At 71.4% G+C, this 19172-nt stretch carries 14 protein-coding genes; 3 read left to right on the top strand and 11 right to left on the bottom strand.

Annotation, left to right across the window (positions count from 1 at the left end; translation table 11 throughout):
- The first annotated feature begins 57 nt into the window (after positions 1-57).
- Positions 58-1218: a PucR family transcriptional regulator gene (locus tag IE206_RS20420; protein ID WP_189963977.1), complete on the top strand. Its 1161-nt coding sequence runs from the start codon at positions 58-60 to the stop codon at positions 1216-1218.
- A 34-nt stretch (positions 1219-1252) separates the two neighbouring features.
- Here IE206_RS20420 and IE206_RS20415 read toward each other — a convergent pair whose 3' ends face one another.
- The 7 genes from IE206_RS20415 to IE206_RS20385 all read right to left on the bottom strand — a co-directional run bounded on the left by IE206_RS20415 (position 1253) and on the right by IE206_RS20385 (position 11772).
- A complete protein-coding gene (locus IE206_RS20415) occupies positions 1253-1846 on the bottom strand; it encodes a TetR/AcrR family transcriptional regulator (protein ID WP_189963975.1) in 594 nt (197 codons plus the stop codon).
- A gap of 96 nt (positions 1847-1942) precedes the next feature.
- Positions 1943-3535, bottom strand: coding sequence for a phosphoglycerate dehydrogenase (gene serA / locus IE206_RS20410; RefSeq protein ID WP_189963973.1), 1593 nt, complete (start codon positions 3533-3535; stop codon positions 1943-1945).
- Positions 3536-3790: 255 nt separating this feature from the next.
- Complete coding sequence (ilvC, locus tag IE206_RS20405) at positions 3791-4792, bottom strand: ketol-acid reductoisomerase (RefSeq protein ID WP_100577585.1); 1002 nt, start codon at positions 4790-4792, stop codon at positions 3791-3793.
- A 107-nt stretch (positions 4793-4899) separates the two neighbouring features.
- Positions 4900-5427 (bottom strand): acetolactate synthase small subunit, encoded by a 528-nt coding sequence (gene ilvN / locus IE206_RS20400; RefSeq protein WP_053726090.1) that lies wholly within the window; start codon positions 5425-5427, stop codon positions 4900-4902.
- A 26-nt stretch (positions 5428-5453) separates the two neighbouring features.
- Positions 5454-7322, bottom strand: a complete 1869-nt coding sequence (locus IE206_RS20395) for an acetolactate synthase large subunit (RefSeq protein WP_189963971.1) — start codon at positions 7320-7322, stop codon at positions 5454-5456.
- 227 nt (positions 7323-7549) lie between these two features.
- Entirely contained in the window at positions 7550-10423 is a 2874-nt protein-coding gene (locus IE206_RS20390) for a putative bifunctional diguanylate cyclase/phosphodiesterase (RefSeq protein WP_189963968.1), read from the bottom strand.
- Between the two features lie 407 nt (positions 10424-10830).
- Positions 10831-11772 (bottom strand): 2-hydroxyacid dehydrogenase, encoded by a 942-nt coding sequence (locus IE206_RS20385; RefSeq protein WP_189963966.1) that lies wholly within the window; start codon positions 11770-11772, stop codon positions 10831-10833.
- Between the two features lie 74 nt (positions 11773-11846).
- Between IE206_RS20385 and IE206_RS20380 the strand changes: the two genes are divergently transcribed.
- Both IE206_RS20380 and IE206_RS20375 read left to right on the top strand, forming a co-directional pair.
- Positions 11847-12860, top strand: a complete 1014-nt coding sequence (locus IE206_RS20380; protein ID WP_189963964.1) for an aldo/keto reductase — start codon at positions 11847-11849, stop codon at positions 12858-12860.
- A gap of 124 nt (positions 12861-12984) precedes the next feature.
- Positions 12985-14136 (top strand): PQQ-dependent sugar dehydrogenase, encoded by a 1152-nt coding sequence (locus IE206_RS20375; RefSeq protein ID WP_373300951.1) that lies wholly within the window; start codon positions 12985-12987, stop codon positions 14134-14136.
- 72 nt (positions 14137-14208) lie between these two features.
- On the opposite strand, the gene IE206_RS20370 is transcribed toward IE206_RS20375, so the two are convergent.
- The 4 genes from IE206_RS20370 to IE206_RS20355 form a co-directional block, all read right to left on the bottom strand.
- Positions 14209-17268, bottom strand: coding sequence for a helix-turn-helix transcriptional regulator (locus IE206_RS20370; protein ID WP_189964071.1), 3060 nt, complete (start codon positions 17266-17268; stop codon positions 14209-14211).
- A gap of 148 nt (positions 17269-17416) precedes the next feature.
- On the bottom strand, positions 17417-17593 hold the full coding sequence (locus IE206_RS20365; RefSeq protein ID WP_189963962.1) for a hypothetical protein: 177 nt from the start codon (positions 17591-17593) through the stop codon (positions 17417-17419).
- Positions 17594-17818: 225 nt separating this feature from the next.
- The gene (locus tag IE206_RS20360; RefSeq protein ID WP_189963961.1) at positions 17819-18445 is read right to left on the bottom strand and encodes a hypothetical protein; all 627 of its coding nucleotides are present in this window, start codon (positions 18443-18445) and stop codon (positions 17819-17821) included.
- Between the two features lie 148 nt (positions 18446-18593).
- A complete protein-coding gene (locus IE206_RS20355) occupies positions 18594-19154 on the bottom strand; it encodes a GNAT family N-acetyltransferase (RefSeq protein ID WP_189963958.1) in 561 nt (186 codons plus the stop codon).
- Positions 19155-19172: the final 18 nt, after the last annotated feature.

The raw sequence follows: 19172 nt of genomic DNA, 5'->3' as shown, positions 1-19172 counted from the left end.
GCATCCGTGTCCCCGATCTCATACACATGTCTGAAGCGCCTCCCGGGATGAGCGAGAATGGCTCTTGTGAAGGGCGACTACCAGGATCTGGTCGATGAAATCTCGGCGCTGCTCGGCGCCCCCGCGACGCTGGAGAACCGGGATTTCGGGCTGATCGCCTTCGGTGCGCACGACTCCGAGGACGACCTCGCGATGGACCCCGTCCGCACCCGTTCGATCCTGACCAGGAAGTCGACGCCCGCCGTCCGCGCCTGGTTCGAGGGCTTCGGCATCACCCGCGCCACCGGCCCCGTCCGCATCCCGGCGGCCCCCGACGCCGGGGTCTTCCGCAGCCGCGTCTGCCTTCCGGTACGCCACCGGGGCGTCGCCCTCGGATACGTCTGGCTGCTCGACGCCGAGCCGGGACCGGCCGAGGACAAGCTGGCCGCGGCCATGGAGGTGGCGGCCAGGATCGGCGTGCTGCTCGCCGACGAGGCGCAGGCGGGCGCCGACCTCTCGCGCGAGTTCCGGGCGGCGCTCACCGCCGAGCGCGACTGGCAGCGCGACACGGCGACGGCCGCGTTGCAGGCGGCGCTCGGCCCGGACGCGGAGGGCCTGCACGCGCTGGTGTGTGTGGCCCCGTGGCCGAGCGAGGACGCCCCTTCGGCCCGTACGGTGCCGGGGGCCGCGGCGGTGTGCACGGTGCCGTGGCCGTCTTCCGGGGCGAGCGGGGCGCTGAGCCTTGCCGCCCTCGTGCGGCTGCGGTCGGCGGACGCGCTCGCGCCGGCCCGGACCGCGGCGGAACGGCTGCGCGGGGATGCCGGGAACGGTGCGGCGGCGGGGGTGGCGGTGGCCCGCCGCGGTCTCGCCGAGCTCGCTCTCGCCCACCACGAGGCAACCTCCGCCGTGCGTGCGGCACTTGCGGAACCCCGGCTCGGCCCGGTCGCCCAGTGGTCGGACATCGGCCCGTACCGCATGCTGACCGCGCTGCCCGCCGTACGGGACCAGGACCCGGCGGTGCGGGCCCTGTTGACCCCGGCCCACCGCGAACTCGCCCGCACCGCCGAGGTGTTCCTCGACCACGCGGGCCAGGCGGGGCGCGCGGCGGCCGCTCTGGGCATCCACCGCCAGACGCTCTACTACCGGCTCTCCCGCGTCGAGCACCTCACCGGCCTCGACCTGGACCAGGGCGAGGACCGGCTGCTCCTGCACATGGCGTTGAAGGCGGAACGGCTGTGACCCTCGACTGCCGTACCGGAAACGGGATTTGACCTCAGCTCCCGTCTGCGCCTCCGTCGAGCCCCATCATGATCTTCAGGCCCTCGGTCAGGTCCTTCGCCGAGGGGGCCGTCTCCGGGTCGACCATCCACTGGACCATCACCCCGACGAGCAGCGCCTGGTAGAAGGTTCCGGCGAGCCGCGCCCGCTCGGGTTCGGCGTTCTCGTCGATGCCGAGGAAGCCCTCCGCGAGGCCCTTGCGCCCCTCCAGCTGCGGCCCGGCGAGGGCTTTGCGGAGCTCGGGGTCGCTGTCGATCCGGGAGACGATCTCCATCTGGAGCTTCCAGACCGGGCGGCTCTGCTCGTACGAGTCGATGACGCCCGCCCAGCCGCGCTCGAAGCGCTCCAACGGGGGCAGGTCCCCGATCGCGGCACCCTTCTCCCGGCTCGCGGCGACCGCCTCGCCCCACTCCCCGGTCAGCTCCACGAAGGCCAGGTTGAGCAGGGCCTCCTTGGAGCCGTAGTGGTAGCCGATGGAGGCCAGGTTGGTGCCGGACTCGGCGACGATGTCGCGGGCGGTGGTGCGGGCGTAGCCCTTTTCCAGCAGGCAGCGCTTGGCGCCTTCGAGCAAATCCTCACGGTGTCCCATGACAGCAGCGTACCCGGCGCACAGACATCCGTCTAAGACAAGCGTCTAGGTCGGATGCTGCGGACCGGGTACGGGGCCGCGGGACCAGAGAGAGGTTCAGTCGGTCAGGTTCACCGAGCGGGCCGACTTGGCGCCGATCTCCTCGGCGACCTCGGTCAGCACGTTCTGCGGGATGGTGTCGTCCACGGTCAGCACGGCGAGCGCGTCGCCGCCCTCCTCCGCGCGGGAGACCTGCATGCCGGCGATGTTGAGCCCCGCCTCGCCGAGCACCCGGCCGACGGCGCCGACGATGCCCGGACGGTCCTCGTAACGCAGCACGATCATGTGGTCCGCGAGCGCCAGGTCCACGTCGAACTCGCCGATCGCGACGACCTTCTGGAGATGCTTGGGGCCGGCCAGGGTGCCGGACACCGAGACCTCCTCGCCGTCCGACAGGGTGCCGCGCACGGTCACCACGTTGCGGTGGTTGGGCGACTCGCTGGACGTGGTGAGGCGGACCTCGACGCCGCGCTCCTGCGCGAACAGGGGCGCGTTGACATAGGAGACCGTCTCGTCCACCACGTCCTCGAACACGCCCTTGAGCGCGCTGAGTTCGAGCACCTTGACGTCGTGCTGGGTGAGCTCGCCGTACACCTCGACGTCGAGGCGGACCGCGACCTCGCCCGCGAGCGCGGTGAAGATGCGGCCGAGGCGCTCGGCGAGCGGCAGGCCGGGCTTGACGTCCTCGGCGATCACGCCGCCCTGGACGTTGACCGCGTCCGGCACCAGTTCGCCGGCCAGGGCGAGGCGTACGGACTTGGCGACGGCGATGCCGGCCTTCTCCTGGGCCTCGTCGGTGGAGGCGCCCAGGTGCGGGGTGCAGACGACCTGGTCGAGCTCGAACAGCGGGGAGTCCGTGCAGGGCTCCTTCGCGTACACGTCCAGACCGGCGCCGGCGACACGGCCCTCCTTGAGGGCGGAGTACAGCGCGGCCTCGTCCACGATGCCGCCGCGCGCCGCGTTCACGATCCGCACGTGCGGCTGCACCTTGTGCAGCGCCTCGTCGCCGATCAGGCCGAGCGTCTCGGGGGTCTTGGGCAGGTGCACGGTGATGAAGTCGGAGGCTTCGAGCAGCTCGTCGAGGGTGAGGAGCTTGACGCCCATCTGGGCGGCGCGCGCGGGCTGCACATAGGGGTCGTACGCGACGATCTTCATGCCGAAGGCCGACATGCGCTGGGCGACCAGGACGCCGATGCGGCCGAGGCCGACGACGCCGAGGGTCTTCTCGCTCAGCTCGACGCCGGTGTACTTGTTCCGCTTCCACTCGCCGTTCTTGAGCGCGGTGTTGGCCTGCGGGATGTTGCGCGCGGTGGCGACGAGGAGGCCGCAGGCGAGCTCGGCGGCGGTGACGATGTTGGAGGTCGGTGCGTTCACGACCATCACGCCGGCCTTGGTGGCGGCCGACACGTCGACGTTGTCGAGGCCGACTCCGGCGCGCGCGACGACCTTCAGCTTCTTGGCGGCGGCGATCGCCTCGGCGTCGACCTTGGTGGCCGAGCGGATCAGGATCGCGTCGACACCGGCGATGGCGGGCAGCAGTTCCGCACGGTCGGCCCCGTTGCAGTGCCGGATCTCGAAGTCCGGCCCGAGGGCGTCGACGGTGGCGGGCGACAGCTCTTCAGCGATGAGTACGACAGGTTTCGAGCTCACGTGGGTCCTCACTGAATCCTTTGCGGACGGCCGTCCCGACGGCCGCAGGCGGTGGAGGGGCTAGACCGCGTGGAAGACGCACGACGCTGTGGGCCTGACGCGTTTGTGTTGCTGAGCAGTGTAGTGCTGCTCCCCCGGAGGTTTTCCGCCTCGAAGGCAGGATCACCCGATGGGGGTTGGACTGGTTGTCCATGGTCGTGCGGCAGCCAGCGGGGCCGGACACCGATACCGTGCCCGACCCCGCTGACATCAGGCTTACGCCTCGTCGTTCTGCACCCAGCTCATGAGCTTGCGCAGCTCCTTGCCGGTGGTCTCCAGGAGGTGCTCGGAGTCCTGGGTCTTGTACTCGTTGTACTTCTTCAGACCGCCGTGGTACTCGTCCATCCAGTTCTTGGCGAACGTGCCGTCCTGGATCTCGGCGAGGACCTTCTTCATCTCGGCCTTGGTGTCGGCGGTGATGATGCGGGGGCCGGTGACGTAGTCGCCCCACTCGGCGGTCTCCGAGATCGACCAGCGCATCTTCTCCAGGCCGCCCTCGTACATGAGGTCCACGATCAGCTTGAGCTCGTGGAGGCACTCGAAGTACGCGATCTCCGGCTGGTAACCGGCCTCGGTCAGCGTCTCGAAACCGGCCTTGACCAGCGCGGCCGTGCCACCGCAGAGGACGGCCTGCTCACCGAACAGGTCGGTCTCGGTCTCCTCGGTGAACGTCGTCTTGATGACGCCGGCACGGGTGCCGCCGATGCCCTTGGCGTACGACAGGGCAAGCGCCAGGCCGTTGCCCTGGGGGTCCTGCTCGACGGCCACGATGCACGGAACGCCGCGGCCCTCCTCGTACTGACGGCGTACCAGGTGGCCCGGGCCCTTCGGGGCGACCATCGCGACGGTCACGTTCGCCGGGGGCTTGATGAAGCCGAAGCGGATGTTCAGGCCGTGGCCGAAGAACAGCGCGTCGCCGTCCTTCAGGTTGTCCTTGATGGACTCCTCGTAGACCTGGGCCTGGATCGGGTCCGGGACCAGGATCATGATGACGTCGGCCTCGGCCGCCGCCTCGGACGGCGTCACCACGCGCAGGCCCTGCTCCTCGGCCTTCGCCTTGGACTTGGAGCCCTCGTGCAGACCGACGCGGACGTCGACACCCGAGTCACGGAGCGACAGCGCGTGGGCGTGGCCCTGGCTGCCGTAACCGATCACCGCGACCTTGCGGCCCTGGATGATGGACAGGTCGGCATCGTCGTCGTAGAACAGCTCGGCCACTGGGATATCTCCTTGGTGTGCTGGTGTTGCGTCCACCGTATCGGTGGGGGTGAGTAAGGAAGGGGTGGGTCCGCGATACGGGCGGGTCAGAGCCCGTATCGGGAGCCTCAGGCGCTGCGGTCCAGGGCGCGCAGCGAGCGGTCCGTGATGGACCGGGCGCCGCGCCCTATGGCGATCGTGCCGGACTGGACGAGTTCCTTGATGCCGAACTGCTCCAGCATCTTCAGCATTGCCTCCAGCTTGTCCGCGCCGCCGGTCGCCTCGATGGTCACGGCCTCCGGGGAGACGTCGACGGTCTTGGCGCGGAACAGCTGGACGATCTCGACGATCTGGGAGCGCGTCTCGTTGTCGGCACGCACCTTCACCAGGACGAGCTCGCGCTGGATCGCAGCGCCGGGCTCGAGTTCGACGATCTTGAGGACGTTGACGAGCTTGTTGAGCTGCTTGGTCACCTGCTCCAGGGGCAGGTCCTCGACATTGACCACGATGGTGATGCGGGAGATGTCGGGATGTTCGGTGACACCGACCGCGAGCGAGTCGATGTTGAAGCCGCGGCGGGAGAACAGGGCAGCGATCCGGGCGAGAATGCCGGGGGTGTTCTCGACCAGGACCGAGAGCGTGTGCTTGGTGGACATGAGCCTCTTACCTCTTCCTACAGCTCTCAGTCGTCTTCGTTGTCGCCGAAGTCGGGGCGGACTCCGCGGGCGGCCATGACCTCGTCGTTGGAGGTCCCGGCGGCGACCATCGGCCACACTTGGGCGTCCTCGTGGACGATGAAGTCGATCACGACCGGGCGGTCGTTGATCGAGTTGGCCTCCTGGATCGCCTTGTCCAGGTCCTCGGGGCGCTCGCAGCGGATCGCGTAACAGCCCATCGCCTCCGACAGCTTGACGAAGTCGGGGACGCGGGTGCCGCCGCTGGGCCGGCCCTCCTCGGCGATGCCGTCCTCCGGGCCGGAGTGCAGGACCGTGTTGGAGTAGCGCTGGTTGTAGAACAGCGTCTGCCACTGGCGGACCATGCCGAGGGCGCCGTTGTTGATGATGGCGACCTTGATCGGGATGTTGTTCAGCGCACAGGTCGTCAGTTCCTGATTGGTCATCTGGAAGCAGCCGTCGCCGTCGATCGCCCAGACCATGCGGTCGGGCTGGCCGGCCTTGGCACCCATGGCGGCGGGGACCGCGTAGCCCATGGTTCCGGCGCCGCCCGAGTTCAGCCAGGTGGCGGGCAGTTCGTAGTTCACGAAGTGCGCGGCCCACATCTGGTGCTGGCCGACACCGGCCGCGTAGATGGTGTCCGCATCTGCCAGCTCACCGATGCGCTGGATGACGCGCTGGGGCGACAGCGTGCCGTCGTTCGGCTCGTCGTAACCCAGGGGGTACGTCTCGCGCCAGCGGCTGAGGTCCTTCCACCAGGCGGTGTAGTCGCCCTTGTGGCCCTCGGAGTACTCGGCCTGGACGGCCTGGACCAGATCGGCGATGACCTCGCGGGCATCGCCCACGATCGGGACGTCGACCTCGCGGTTCTTGCCGATCTCGGCCGGGTCGATGTCCGCGTGGATGACCTTGGCGAACGGCGCGAAGCTGTCCAGCTTGCCGGTGACGCGGTCGTCGAAGCGGGTGCCGAGCGCGATGAGCAGGTCCGACTTCTGCAGAGCGGTGACGGCGGTGACCGCACCGTGCATGCCGGGCATTCCCACGTGCAGCGGGTGGCTGTCGGGGAAGGCGCCGAGCGCCATCAGGGTGGTGGTGACGGGCGCTCCGGTGAGCTCCGCGAGGACCTTCAGCTCGGCGGTCGCGCCGGCCTTCAGGACGCCGCCGCCGACGTACAGGACCGGGCGCTTGGCCGCCACGATCAGCTTGGCGGCCTCGCGGATCTGCTTCGCGTGCGGCTTGGTGACCGGCCGGTAGCCCGGCAGGTCGGTCGTGGGCGGCCACGAGAAGGTGGTCTGCGCCTGCAGCGCGTCCTTGGCGATGTCGACCAGGACCGGGCCCGGGCGGCCGGTCGAGGCGATGTGGAACGCCTCGGCGATCGTGCGCGGGATGTCCTCGGCCTTGGTGACCAGGAAGTTGTGCTTGGTGATCGGCATCGTGATGCCGACGATGTCCGCCTCCTGGAAGGCGTCCGTGCCGATCGCCTTGGAGGAGACCTGGCCCGTGATCGCGACCAGCGGCACCGAGTCCATGTGGGCGTCGGCGATCGGGGTGACCAGGTTGGTGGCGCCGGGACCCGACGTCGCCATGCACACGCCGACCTTGCCGGTGGCCTGGGCGTACCCGGTGGCGGCGTGGCCCGCGCCCTGCTCGTGGCGGACCAGGACGTGACGGACCCGGGTGGAGTCCATCATCGGGTCGTAGGCCGGGAGGATGGCGCCGCCGGGGATCCCGAACACGACCTCCGCCCCGACTTCCTCGAGAGAACGGATGAGGGACTTCGCGCCCGTGACGTGCTCAACGGTCGCGGACTGGTGTCCGCCGTTACGGGGCCGCGGCTGCGGATGGTGGGCCCCGGTGGCCTGCTCGGTCATCGGCATTCTCTTCTCGAAGCTGAGGGTGTTTTGCGGTGGTTTAATCGAGATCGCGGTAGTGCTTGAGGGGTGCCAGTGCAACAAAAAACCCCTCGTGCCGTGAGGCAAGCGAGGGGAGCGCGTCGGGTGCGGTCTGCGGAGCCTGCTGGGGCTCCGCTTCAGCCGACGCGCTTTCCAAGTACGAGAATTCGGGTGCGCATGGCATTGACCCTCCCCCCGGCGCGCAGGTGGTGTCAAGTAGGTGGGACGGGCGTCTCATTATTTGAGCTCAGCATGGGCCGGCTCCGGCCACTGAGCACGGGGAGCGCGGCCCCGCCGGGCACCGGGTATTCGCCGCGCACCAGGGCACGCCGCAGCCGGTACTCGTCGAGCGGTCCGGAGAACGCCATGCCCTGCCCATGCGTACACCCCATGGCGCGCAGTGCCAAGACCTGTTCGGGTACGTCCACGCCGTCGGCCACCGACTGCATGCCGAGATCGCAGGCGATCCGGAGCAGCCCCGCGGTGATCTTGTGAAGGCGGGCCGATTCGACGACGCCCTCGACGAGGCCCCTGTCCAGTTTCAGCAGGTCGATGGGGAGCCGGCGCAGCGCGTTGATCGCCGCGTAGCCGCTGCCGAACCCGTCGAGCGCGATCCTTACGCCGAGTCTGCGCAGGCCCACCAGGCGCCGCTCCAGCTCGTCGAAGGAGATCCTGGGGTCACTGTCGGCGAGCTCGATGATCAGGGCGCCCGAGGGCAGCCCGTGCCTGGTCAGGAGGGCTTCGAGGGAGCCGAGCGGCATCGACTTGTCGAGCAGGCGGCGGGCCGAGAGGCGTACCGAGACGGGTGCGTCGTGGCCTGCCCGCATCCGCTCGGCGGCCAGCTCCACGGCTTCTTCGAGCAGCCAGCGGCCGAGCTCGGCGGCGCGCTCGCTCTCGTCGGCGACCCGTAGGAATTCGGCCGGGGTGAACAGGATGCCCTGGGCTGATCTCCACCTGGCCTGGGCGGCGACCGCGGAGACCTCGCCGGTGGTGAGGTCGACGACGGGCTGGTGCAGGACCGCGAATTCGCCCTCGTTCAGCGCGGTACGCATCCGGGCCGCGAGCTCCGACTTGCGGACGACCTCGGCCTGCATCTGCGGGGCGTACAGCTCGACCCGGTTCTTGCCGCCCTTCTTGGCCCGGTACATCGCGAGGTCGGCGTTGCGCAGCAGCTCTCCCGCGCCGACGCCGGGCTCGGCGAAGGCGACGCCGATGGAGGCGGCGACCCGGACATCGTTGCCGTCGATCTGGTAGGGCTGCGAGAGGGTGAGGCGCAGCCTGTCGGCGATCTCCCTGACGTGGTACTCGCGGGCCGAGCGGTCGCGGGTGCCGTCGCCCAGGATGAGGGCCGCGAACTCGTCGCCGCCGAGCCGGGCCGCGGTGTCGCCGGCCCGGACCGAGTCCTGGAGCCTGCGGGCGGCCTGGATGAGGAGTTCGTCGCCGGCCTGGTGGCCGATGGTGTCGTTGACCTGCTTGAAGCCGTCGAGGTCGATGAAGAGCACGGCGGTGCCGGGGTCGGAGTTGCGCCGCCCGCCGAGCGCCTTGCGCACCCGCTTGGTGAACAGGGCGCGGTTGGGCAGGTCGGTGAGCGGGTCGTGCTCGGCGTTGTGCTCCAACTGCGCCTGCAGACGCACCCGTTCGGTCACGTCGCGGCTGTTGAGAATGAGGCCGCCCTGGTGGCGGTTGACGGTCGACTCCACGTTGAGCCACTCGCCGGTCCCCGACTTGAAGCGGCATTCGATCCGCGTCGTGGGCTCCTCGGCGGGCGGCGCCGCCAGAAACCGGCGCACCTCGTGCACCACCCGGCCCAGGTCCTCGGGATGGATGAGCGAGGCCAGCTCGGAGCCCACCAGCTCCTCCGCGTCCCGCCCGTAGACGCCCGCGGCGGCGGGGCTGACGTACCGCAGTATTCCGGTGGGGGCGGCGATCATGATGACGTCGCTCGAGCCCTGCACCAGGGAGCGGAAGTGGTTCTCCTTCTGGGCCAGTTCGTGGGTGAGCGCGATGTTGTCGAGCAGCATGATCCCCTGGCGGACCACCAGGGCGAGTACGACGGTGCAGCCGGTGAGGACGACCATCCGGTCGACCCGGTGCCCTTCGATGACGTTGTAGAGGATCCCCAGGGTGCACACGGCGGCCGCGAGGTACGGCGTGAGCGCGGCCAGCGAGCTGGCGAGCGGCCGCGTCACCGGCAGCGCGTTCGGGCGTACGCGGCCGGCCGCCGGGCGGGCGTCGCGCGGGGCGGCCGTCTGCACCCGGGGCTGCGGGCCGGACGTCCTGCGGGCGCCCCAGGGGGCGTATGCGAGCAGCAGGGAGCCGGCGAACCAGCCGGCGTCCAGGAGCTGCCCGGAGCGGTAGTGCTCGCGCAGCAGCGGCGAGGTGAACAGGGCGTCGCACAGCACGGTCAGGGCGAGCGCCGCGATCGCGGTGTTCACCGCGGACCGGTTGGCCGACGAGCGCCGGAAGTGCAGCGCGAGCACCATGCTGACAAGGACGATGTCGAGCAGCGGATAGGCGAGCGTGAGGGTGGCGTGGGCGACGCCCTCACCTTCGCCCTCGCGGGCCGTGCGCGCGAGCGCGAGGCTCCAGGACAGGGTGAGCAGGGAGCCGCCGATGAGCCAGGAGTCCAGCGCGAGGCAGACCCAACCCGCCTTGGTGACGGGGCGCTTGGCTAGCACGAGCAGGCCCACGATGGCGGGCGGCGCGAAGCAGAGGAAGAAGAAGTCGGCGGGCGAGGGGGTGGGCACGCCGCGCTGGAGCACCACCTCGTACCAGCCCCAGACGCCGTTGCCGCAGGCGGCCATGGCGGAGGAGAAGGAGAAGAGCAGCCAGGCCGGCCGAAAGCTGTTCTCGCCCTCCGTCGCGCCGCTCCGCGCGTAGCGGAAGCACGAGACCGCGGCGACCAGGGCCGCGGCGGAGAGGCCGAAGTCGCCCATGATCAGGGCGAGTTCCTCGGATCCCCAGCCCAGGAATGCGCCGGTGGCATATCCGGCGCAGACCACTGCGAGCACCAGCTGGGAGACCATGCCGGTCCCGCCGCCTCCGGCCATGGGCGGCCGGGTCAGAACCGCTCCGGGGGCGCTCACCGGACGACTCCTCGCCAGCGGGGCCGCCTCGGGGTACCGGCCGGCCGGGGCCGGGAGCCGGTATCGCCGCGCCACGAGCCGTGCTCCTGGGCGCCGTTGGTCGTTGTGCCGTTCGGCGGTGTGCCGTTTGCCGCCTCGGCGCTCGCCGCTCCACCGCGGTGCATCGTTGCGCGATGCGCGCGGCGGGGCTGCCGCAGCCGGCTCCGCCGCGTCGGATCGTTCGTCCATTGGCCGTGCATCGCCCGTCGCCCCCCTCGCAGTGATCGCTCCCCGCGCCGTAGACGCACGGCGCCGGCCCCCGGTCGGGACGATACACCAGTCTCGTCACTCAGGGACATAGCCCTTATACGCTCAGTGACAGCCTGGAGTCATGTAGGCACCGGGTGCACCCGAACCGCTGCGGAGAGTTACTGATCCGTCGTCAGAACGACGTTGGCGAGTGGTTCTTCGGCCACGAAGCGGGCGAGCTGAGCGGCGAGCAGACGCTTGGCGCGGGGCAGGAACGCGGAGCTCGAACCGCCTACATGCGGACTGATGAGGACATTCGGCGCATGCCACAGCGGGTGTCCCTTGGGCAACGGTTCGGGATCGGTGACATCCAGTGCCGCGTGGATGCGCCCCGACTCCAATTCGGCAAGGAGCGCCTTGGTGTCCACCACGGGTCCGCGCGAGACGTTCACCAGGAGCGCACCGTCCTTGAGGCGGGCCAGGAACTCGGCGTCCACCAGGCCCGACGTCTGCTCGGTCAGCGGCGTGGAGACGATGACGACGTCCGCTTCCGGGAGCAGTGCGGGCAGATCTGTCAATGCGTGCACTTCACCGCGCCCCGTTGTGCGCCATGAGCGCGCGACGCGCGCCACCCGCGCGCACTCAAAGGGAGCGAGCCGGTCCTCGATGGCGGCCCCGATCGACCCGTACCCCACGATCAGAACCGACTTGTCGGCCAGCGCGGGATAGAACCCGGCCCGCCATTCCTGCCTCTCCTGTCCCTGGACGAAACCGGGAATCCCGCGCAGCGAGGCGAGCACGAGGGCCAGGGTCAGCTCGGCCGTGGACGCCTCGTGGACACCGCGCGCGTTGCACAGGCGTACACCGGGCGGCAGCAGGCCGATGCCGGGCTGTACGTGGTCGATGCCGGCGGTCAGCGTCTGCACGACCCGGATGCCGGTCATGGCGGCAAGCGGGCGGATCGCGGTCTCGGACGGCTTCATGTACGGGACCACGTAGAAGGCGCAGTCGGCGGGGTCGGCCGGGAAGTCGGGGCCGCCGTCCCAGAACCGGTAGTCGAGGGAGGCGGGCAGGCCCGGGACATCCGCCGGGTCGAAGGGGATCCATACGTCTGCGGTCATGGTCAGGAGGCTATGCGAAGGGCTCCGGGGGCCAGAGGTTAGTTTGGGGAGCGACGAGGGAGGGATCCGGCCAGGTGGAGCGCAGGACAATCGGGGCGGGGGCCCTGCGGGCGGGTGCGATCGGACTCGGCTGCATGCCGATGAGCTGGGGCTACACCCGCTCGCAGCAGGACCTGGAGCGCTCGCTGCGGGCGGTTCACGCGGCCCTCGACACCGGCTCGAACCTCCTGGACACCGCCGACATGTACGGCCCGTTCACCAACGAGCTGCTCATCGGGCGGGTCCTGAAGGAGCGGCGTGACGAGGCGTTCGTCGCCACCAAGTGCGGGCTGCTCGTGGGCGTCGACCAGCATGTGGTCGCCAACGGCCGCCCCGGGTACGTGCGCCGGGCCTGCGACGCCTCGCTGCGCCGCCTCCAGACCGACGTCATCGACCTCTATCTGCTGCACCGAGCCGACCCGGAGGTCCCCGTCGAGGAGACGTGGGGGGCGATGGCGGAGCTGGTGACGGCGGGGAAGGTACGGGCGCTCGGGCTCAGTGCCATGGGTGCGCGGGCGGTGCGCCGGACCGCGCCGGTGGCCGGGGTGCACGGGCTGCACGTGGGCCGGTACGAGGAGACGGTGCACCTGCTCGACCGGGTCCAGCAGGTGTTCCCGGTCGCGGCCGTGCAGGCGGAGCTGTCGTTCTGGTCACGGGAGGCGCTGGACACGCTGCTGCCGTGGTGCACGACGCGGGGCGTCGGCCTCCTCGCCGCGATGCCGCTCGGCAACGGGTTCCTGACGGGCACCCTCACCCCGGGCCAGGGATTCGAGCCCGACGACATCCGGGCCCGCCACCCGCGTTTCACGGCGGAGATGATGGCGGCGAACCAGCCCGTGGTGGCGGGCCTGCGCCGGGTCGCCGCGCGGCACGGGGCGACGCCGGGGCAGGTGGCGCTGGCCTGGCTGCTGCGGCTCGGGCACCAGGTGATACCCGTGCCGGGGGCCAAGCGGGAGGAGTGGGTGCGCGAGAACGCGCGCGCGGCGGGCCTGTCCCTGACCCCGCGGGACCTGGCGGAACTGGCCGCGCTGCCGCCGGCCCGGGACTGAGCATCGCTGTCTCTGCGGGTGAGGGCCACCCGGGCTCCTGTGGAAGGGAGTTGGACGCCCCGGCCGAAGTCGCTGCCCGCAGAATGAACCCAGCGCATCGACCCCGTCGAAGGGAACCTCAACCGTGCGACGAACCACCGTGGCCACCGCCCTGGCCGCAGCCGCGCTCGTGCTCGCGGCGGGCTGCTCCTCCCCGGACACGGGGCCGCGCGGCCAGGGCGCCCCGTCCGGCCCCAAGGCCTCCCCATCGGCGACGCCGCGCGCCCAGCTCCCGCCCGCCAAGGGCTCGGTGAAGGTCACCAGGACCGTCACGGAGGATCTGAAGTCGCCCTGGGGCATCGCGCCGCTGCCCGAGGGCGGGCTCCTCGTCGGCTCCCGTGACGACGGCTCGGTCCTGCTCGTCGACGCGGCGACCGGCAAGAAGACCGCCGTGGGCAGCGTGCCCGGCGTCGACCACCAGGGCGAGGGCGGGCTGCTCGGACTCGCCCTGTCGCCCTCGTACGCCTCGGACCATCTCCTCTACGCGTACTTCACCACCGAGTCCGACAACCGCATCGCCCGGATGATCTACGACCCGCAGCGGCCGGCGGGCCAGCAATTGGGGGCGCCGGACACCATCCTGCGCGGGATCCCCAAGGGCAACAACCACAACGGCGGGCGGATCGCGTTCGGCCCCGACCGGATGCTGTACGCGGGGACCGGCGAGACCGGCGAGCGGGGGCTCGCCCAGGACAAGAAGTCGCTCGGCGGGAAGATCCTGCGGATGACGCCCGACGGGCAGCCCGCGTACGGCAATCCGGAGGCGGACTCGCTCGTCTACTCCTACGGCCACCGCAATGTGCAGGGCCTGGCCTGGGACGACGAGAACCGGCTGTGGGCCTCGGAGTTCGGGCAGGACACCTGGGACGAGCTCAACCTCATCGAGCCCGGCAAGAACTACGGCTGGCCCGTGGTGGAGGGCAAGGGGAACAAGCCGGGGTACGTCGATCCCGTCGTCCAGTGGAAGACGTCGGAGGCCTCGCCCAGCGGGATCGCGTTCGCGGCCGGCTCCGTGTGGATCGCCTCGCTCAAGGGCGAGCGGCTGTGGCGCGTCCCGCTGGACGGCGCCTTGCCGCTCGCCGACCCCGAGGCCTTCCTGACCGGCCAGTACGGGCGGCTGCGCACCGTCCTGCCGGCCGCGAGCAGCGGCAAGCTCTGGCTGCTCACGAACAACACCGATTCGCGCGGCAAGCCGAAGCCGGCCGACGACCGCATTCTGGAGCTGGACGTCACGTAGGCGACGACCGTCACGCAGGGACCTCGGCGGATCACGGCTCATGGGGACATGGGGCTCGACATCACCTGGGCGTCAGGAGGCCGGGCTGATCGCCTCCGGGAAGAGGTTGAGGCGGTGGGCCAGGGCCGCCGCCTCGCCCCGGCCCGAAACCCCGAGCTTGGCAAGGATGTTGGAGACGTGCACGCTCGCCGTCTTCGGGGATATGTAGAGCTCCTCGGCGATCTGGCGGTTGCTGTGGCCGGCCGCGACCAGGCGCAGGACGTCCTGTTCGCGGCTGGTCAGGCCGAGCGCCTCCACCGGCTCCGCCCGGTCGTCGGACTCCACGGGGTCCGGGGCGGTCAGCGAGAGGCGGGCCCGACGGGCCAGGAGCTCCAGCTGTTCACGCAGGGGGCGGGCGCCCAGGCGTACGGACTCGGCGTGGGCCTGGCGGAGCAGCGCGGCCATGGTCTCGCGGTCGCCGCCCTCGGCTAGGAGGGCCGCGGCCCAGCGGTGGCAGACCAGGGCCAGGTCGTGGGGCCGTTCGAGAGGCCTGAGGGCACGGGCGGCCGCTTCCCACGCGGTGGCCCGGTCGCGGCCCTCGGCGCGGTCCAGTTCGGCGGCGACGACCAGCGCGAGCGCCTCGCACACGGGGACACTGGTCGGGAGCCGTTTGGCCGCGGTACGGATCAGGTCGAGGGCGGCGGCCCTGCCGGGCCCGGCCGAGGGAAGGCCTCCTACGTCGGCCTCCATGGAGGCGGCCGCGGCGAGCAGCGGCCAGGCGTAGCGCTGGGTGCCGGGCGGGAAGCCCGGTTCGGCGGTGCGGGCCAGCTCGTCGCGGGCCTCGTCGATGCGGCCCTGGGCGGCCGCGATGCCGAGCGCGATGCGGGCGAGCGGGATGGCGTGCTGGGCCATCGGGTCGTACTTGCCGAAGGCCGCGTGGGCCTCGGCGAGGGCGGCCGTCGCGGGCTCCAGCTCGCCCCGGAGCAGGGCGAGATCGGCGCGGCGCATGAGGGCGTTGCCGAGTGGCTTGGTGCTCACCGCGATCCGCTGGACCCGCTCGACGCAGGCGGCGGCCTCCTCCCAGCGGCCGAGGTGGAACAGGGACTCGGCACGGTTGGCCTGCACCCAGGCCTCGTTGTCGAGGAGGCCGTACTTCTGGGCGAGGCGCACCCCGTCGTCGGCCAGGCGCACGGCGTCCGCCGAGCGGCCGACGCCTTCCAGGCCGGAGCAGAGGTTCACATGGCCGCGCGTCGCCTCGCCGACGAGGCCCAGCTCAAGGGAGCGGTCGATCACCGTACGCATCGTGGCGAGGCCTTCCTCGACCGATCCGGAGTCGACCAGGAGGCTGCCGAGGGTGAGCTTGACGTTGAGCTCGATCTCCTCCGTCTTCACCAACTGGGCGTATTCCACTGCCTGTTCGGCCGCGGCGAGGGATTCGGCGCCGGGCTTGTGCAGCATGCGCCAGCCGGCCGCGGTGGCGAGGACCTCGGCGTGCACGGCGGACGGCGCGAGCCCGCGCACCAGCTCCTGGGCGGTGGTGATCTCGGCCCAGCCGTCGCCGCGCCCCAGGTTCTGCATCAGGCGGGAGAGCTGGATCCAGAACCAGGCGGCGCGCAGCGGGTCGCCCCCGGAGGGCTGGTCGCTTTCGGCCTCGATGAGCCGGAGCGCCTTCTTGGCGAGCTTCAGGGCGCGTTCGCGCTCGCCGCACAGCCGGGCCGCCTCGACGGATTCGGCGAGCAGGTCGAGGTAGCGCAGCGACGCCGGGGTCTCGGGGGCGCAGCCGCAGGCCGGGTAGGAGCCCGCGTGGTCCAGGGGCCGCAGCCCGGCGCGGATCTCCTCGGGGACGGCGTCCCAGAGCTCCATCGCCCTCGACAGGAGCTTGAGTTGCTCGGAATAGGCGTGTCGGCGGCGGGCCTCGACGGCGGCGTCAAGGACCACGGGCAGCGCCTTGGCGGCGTCGTGCGCGTGGTACCAGTAGGTGGCGAGCCGGGTGGTCCGCTCGTCGGGCCGCACCAGCGAGGGGTCGGCCTCCAGGGCTTCGGCGTAGCGGCGGTTGAGGCGCGAGCACTCGCCGGGCAGCAGGTCGTCGCTGACGGCCTCGCGGACCAGGGAGTGGCGGAAGCGGTAGCCGTCGCCGTCCCACGCGGGCAGCAGGATGTTCGCGCCTACGGCCGCCCTCAGGGCCTCGATGAGCTTGTCCTCGGGGAGCCGGGCGACGGCCGCGAGCAGCGGGTATTCGACGGTGGAGCCACCCTCGGCGGCGATCCGCACCACCCTCTGCGCGTCCTCCGGCAGGCCCTCGACGCGGACCAGCAGGAGGTCGCGCAGCGAGTCGCTGAGGTCGGGGCAGGTGCCGTTGGGGTCGCGGCCGACGACGAGTTCCTCGACGAAGAAGGCGTTGCCGTCGGAGCGCTCGAACACCTCGTCCGCCAGGCGCTGTTCGGGCTCGGCGGCGAGGATGCCGGTCAGCTGGTGGCGGACCTCGGACCGGGTGAAGCGGGGCAGTTCGATGCGCCGCACGCTGCGCAGCCGGTCGAGCTCGGCGAGCAGCGGGCGCAGGGGGTGGCGGCGGTGGATGTCGTCGGCGCGGTAGGTGGCGACGACGACGAGCCGGCCGCTCCGCAGGGTGCGGAAGAGGTAGGCGAGCAGATGGCGGGTGGAGGCGTCCGCCCAGTGCAGGTCTTCGAGGACGAGGACGACGGTGTGCTCGGCGGCGACCCGTTCCAGCATCCGTACGGTGAGCTCGAAGAGGCGGGCGGTGCCGTCCTCGCGCGAGGTGGGGCGGCCCGTCCTGGCGAGCTCGGGCAGGAGCAGGGCCAGCTCTTCCTCCTGGCCGTCGGCCGCGGCGGCGAGCTCGTCGGGCAGCCGGCGGCGCAGGGCGCGCAGCGCGGCCGAGAAGGGGGCGAAGGGCAGTCCGTCGGCGCCGACCTCGACGCAGCCGCCGATCGCGATCACCGCGCCGGCCGCGCGGGCGGCATCGGTGAACTCCTCGACGAGCCGGCTCTTGCCGACGCCGGCCTCGCCGCCGACGAGCAGCGCCTGCGGCTCTCCGCCGGCCGCGGCGCGGGCGAGTGCTTCGTTCAATACCGCCAGTTCGCCGGCGCGGCCGACGAACACGGGGCTGACTGACCTGGTCTCCACGCTGCCGAGCATCGCACAGACGTCTGACAACGCGGGACCGGACGGTCCGTCCCCGGCTGGGGAGGCGGCCCCGGAGGAGGTCGGGGCCACGGCCGGGGACGGCGTCCGGGCGGTGGTGGCGGGGCGGGTCGGGGTGGTCGTCATCGCGGGCGGCCGGGGCTCAGGCGGCCCGTACGAACCGGTTCCGCGGTGAACTCACCCGCCCCTCCGGCCCGTTGTCGCCAGTGCGGCGGCCGAAGCGGCGTCCGGCCCGGCGGGCCCGGCCCACCAGGCGCTCCTGGTCGGCGCGGCGAAGGAGTTCGGCCTCGTGGACCTTGTGCATCTCGTACTCGAACATCTCGGTACTCCTGGGTTGACTCGGTTGAGGTTGCCTCGCCCGGTCCCGGTGTTGTTCCGGTTCCTTGCGATGTCTCAACTCTCGTCTCCCAGGGGCCTCTCCCGCATCGGTCGAGTGCCGCATCTGTGAGGAGGTGCTGCCTTAGACGGGCCGGGTGTGTCCCGGATACCGGACCGATCCGTCTAAGGCGGGGTGGCGGGCGCCTTAGACGCGCCCTGCGAAACCTCAGCCCTTGGTGCTGGGCAGGGCCGCGAACAGGTCGAGGTACATGCCCGCGGAGATCAGCAGGCCGATCACGCCGAGGACGACTCCGGCGAGGGCGACGGCCTTGACCCACACCGGCTGCTCGGCACGGCCCGGCGTCCCGAAGGCGGGGCGGGCGAGCACGAACGCGCCGACGACCAGGGCGAGCAGCGCGAAGACGCCGTTGACCAGGGCGGTGGTGTGCCAGGAGTTGCCGTAGATCTCCTGGATCTGCTGGGCGGCGGTGCCGTTCTGGGAGGTCTTGATCTGGCCTACCAGGGTGGCCCGTTCGGAGAGCGTCTTGCCCATCCAGGTGCCGCTGAGCGACACGGCGCCGAGCGCACTGGCGACGACGGCCGCGGCGCCCGTGCCGAAGGCCGGCCGGGGGGCCGGCTCGTCGGCGGGCTCGTCGGCGTCGCCCTCGTCGTCGAGGCCGTCTTCGAGCGCGGCCTTCTCGGGATCCTGCGTGTCGGAAACGCCGGTGGCCCGGGTGGCTTCGGGGGCCGCTTCGACGGTCTCTCCCCCGGTGGCGGACGTGGCCTCGGTCTCGGCGTCCGTCTTGGGCTCGGTCTCGGCGTCGGTCTTCGTCGTGGCGGGAGTGGCGTTCATGCCGGGCACGCTAGGTGCCGTTTCTGAGAGCCCGCTGAGAGCTTCCTTAACGCGCGGCCCGTGCGTAGACCCGGGGTCCGCCCCGCACCGTCCTCAACTCCCGCGCCTTCAACGGCCCGCCTGCCTCAGCGCGAGCCCCGCGCCGGCCTCAGCGCCCCACCCGCGCCGCCCGCCACTCGTCCGCGAGGACCGCCCAGATCTCGCTGTCGTGCCGCACCCCTCGGTAGAGGTAGCTCTCGCGGAGCACCCCGTCCCTGGTCATGCCGAGCCGCCTGGCGACGTTGGTGCTCGCGGTGTTCTCGGCGGACGCCACCCACTCGACGCGGTGCATCCCGCGTACGTCCACGGCCCAGTCGATCAGCATCGTGATGGCCCGGGTGATCAGGCCGCGCCCGACCGCCGCCTCCTCCAGCCAGCAGCCGACCTCGCAGTTGCCCTGCGCCGGCTCGAAGGTCCGGAAGATGACGGCTCCGACCAGCGTGTCGTCGAGCCAGATGCCGTAGATGCGCCCGGCGTCGGCGGCCGTCTTGTCCGCGTAGCCCTGGAGGAAGGCGCGCGCGGAGGTCAGGTCGGTCGCGAAGTCGGGCAGGGCGATGTGGGTGCCGATGTACTCGCGGCCCCGGTCCATGTGGGCGAGGAACTCCTCGGCCTGCCAGGGCTCCAGAGGGCGCAGCTCCGCCCCGTCGTCCCCCAGCGATACTGCGAACATCCCCGCTCCTCCTGCTGA

The organism is Streptomyces violascens (genome assembly GCF_014649955.1).
Classification (GTDB): Bacteria; Actinomycetota; Actinomycetes; order Streptomycetales; family Streptomycetaceae; genus Streptomyces; species Streptomyces violascens.
This window is presented reverse-complemented; position numbering and strand designations above follow the sequence as displayed.

Coding starts and splice junctions, on each gene's coding strand:
- IE206_RS20420 (WP_189963977.1), top strand. CDS start 58: ATGGCTCTTGTGAAGGGCGACTACCAGGATCTGGTCGATGAAATCTCG.
- IE206_RS20415 (WP_189963975.1), bottom strand. CDS start 1,846: ATGGGACACCGTGAGGATTTGCTCGAAGGCGCCAAGCGCTGCCTGCTG.
- ilvN (WP_053726090.1), bottom strand. CDS start 5,427: ATGTCCACCAAGCACACGCTCTCGGTCCTGGTCGAGAACACCCCCGGC.
- IE206_RS20395 (WP_189963971.1), bottom strand. CDS start 7,322: ATGCCGATGACCGAGCAGGCCACCGGGGCCCACCATCCGCAGCCGCGG.
- IE206_RS20385 (WP_189963966.1), bottom strand. CDS start 11,772: ATGACCGCAGACGTATGGATCCCCTTCGACCCGGCGGATGTCCCGGGC.
- IE206_RS20370 (WP_189964071.1), bottom strand. CDS start 17,268: ATGCTCGGCAGCGTGGAGACCAGGTCAGTCAGCCCCGTGTTCGTCGGC.
- IE206_RS20365 (WP_189963962.1), bottom strand. CDS start 17,593: ATGTTCGAGTACGAGATGCACAAGGTCCACGAGGCCGAACTCCTTCGC.
- IE206_RS20360 (WP_189963961.1), bottom strand. CDS start 18,445: ATGAACGCCACTCCCGCCACGACGAAGACCGACGCCGAGACCGAGCCC.
- IE206_RS20355 (WP_189963958.1), bottom strand. CDS start 19,154: ATGTTCGCAGTATCGCTGGGGGACGACGGGGCGGAGCTGCGCCCTCTG.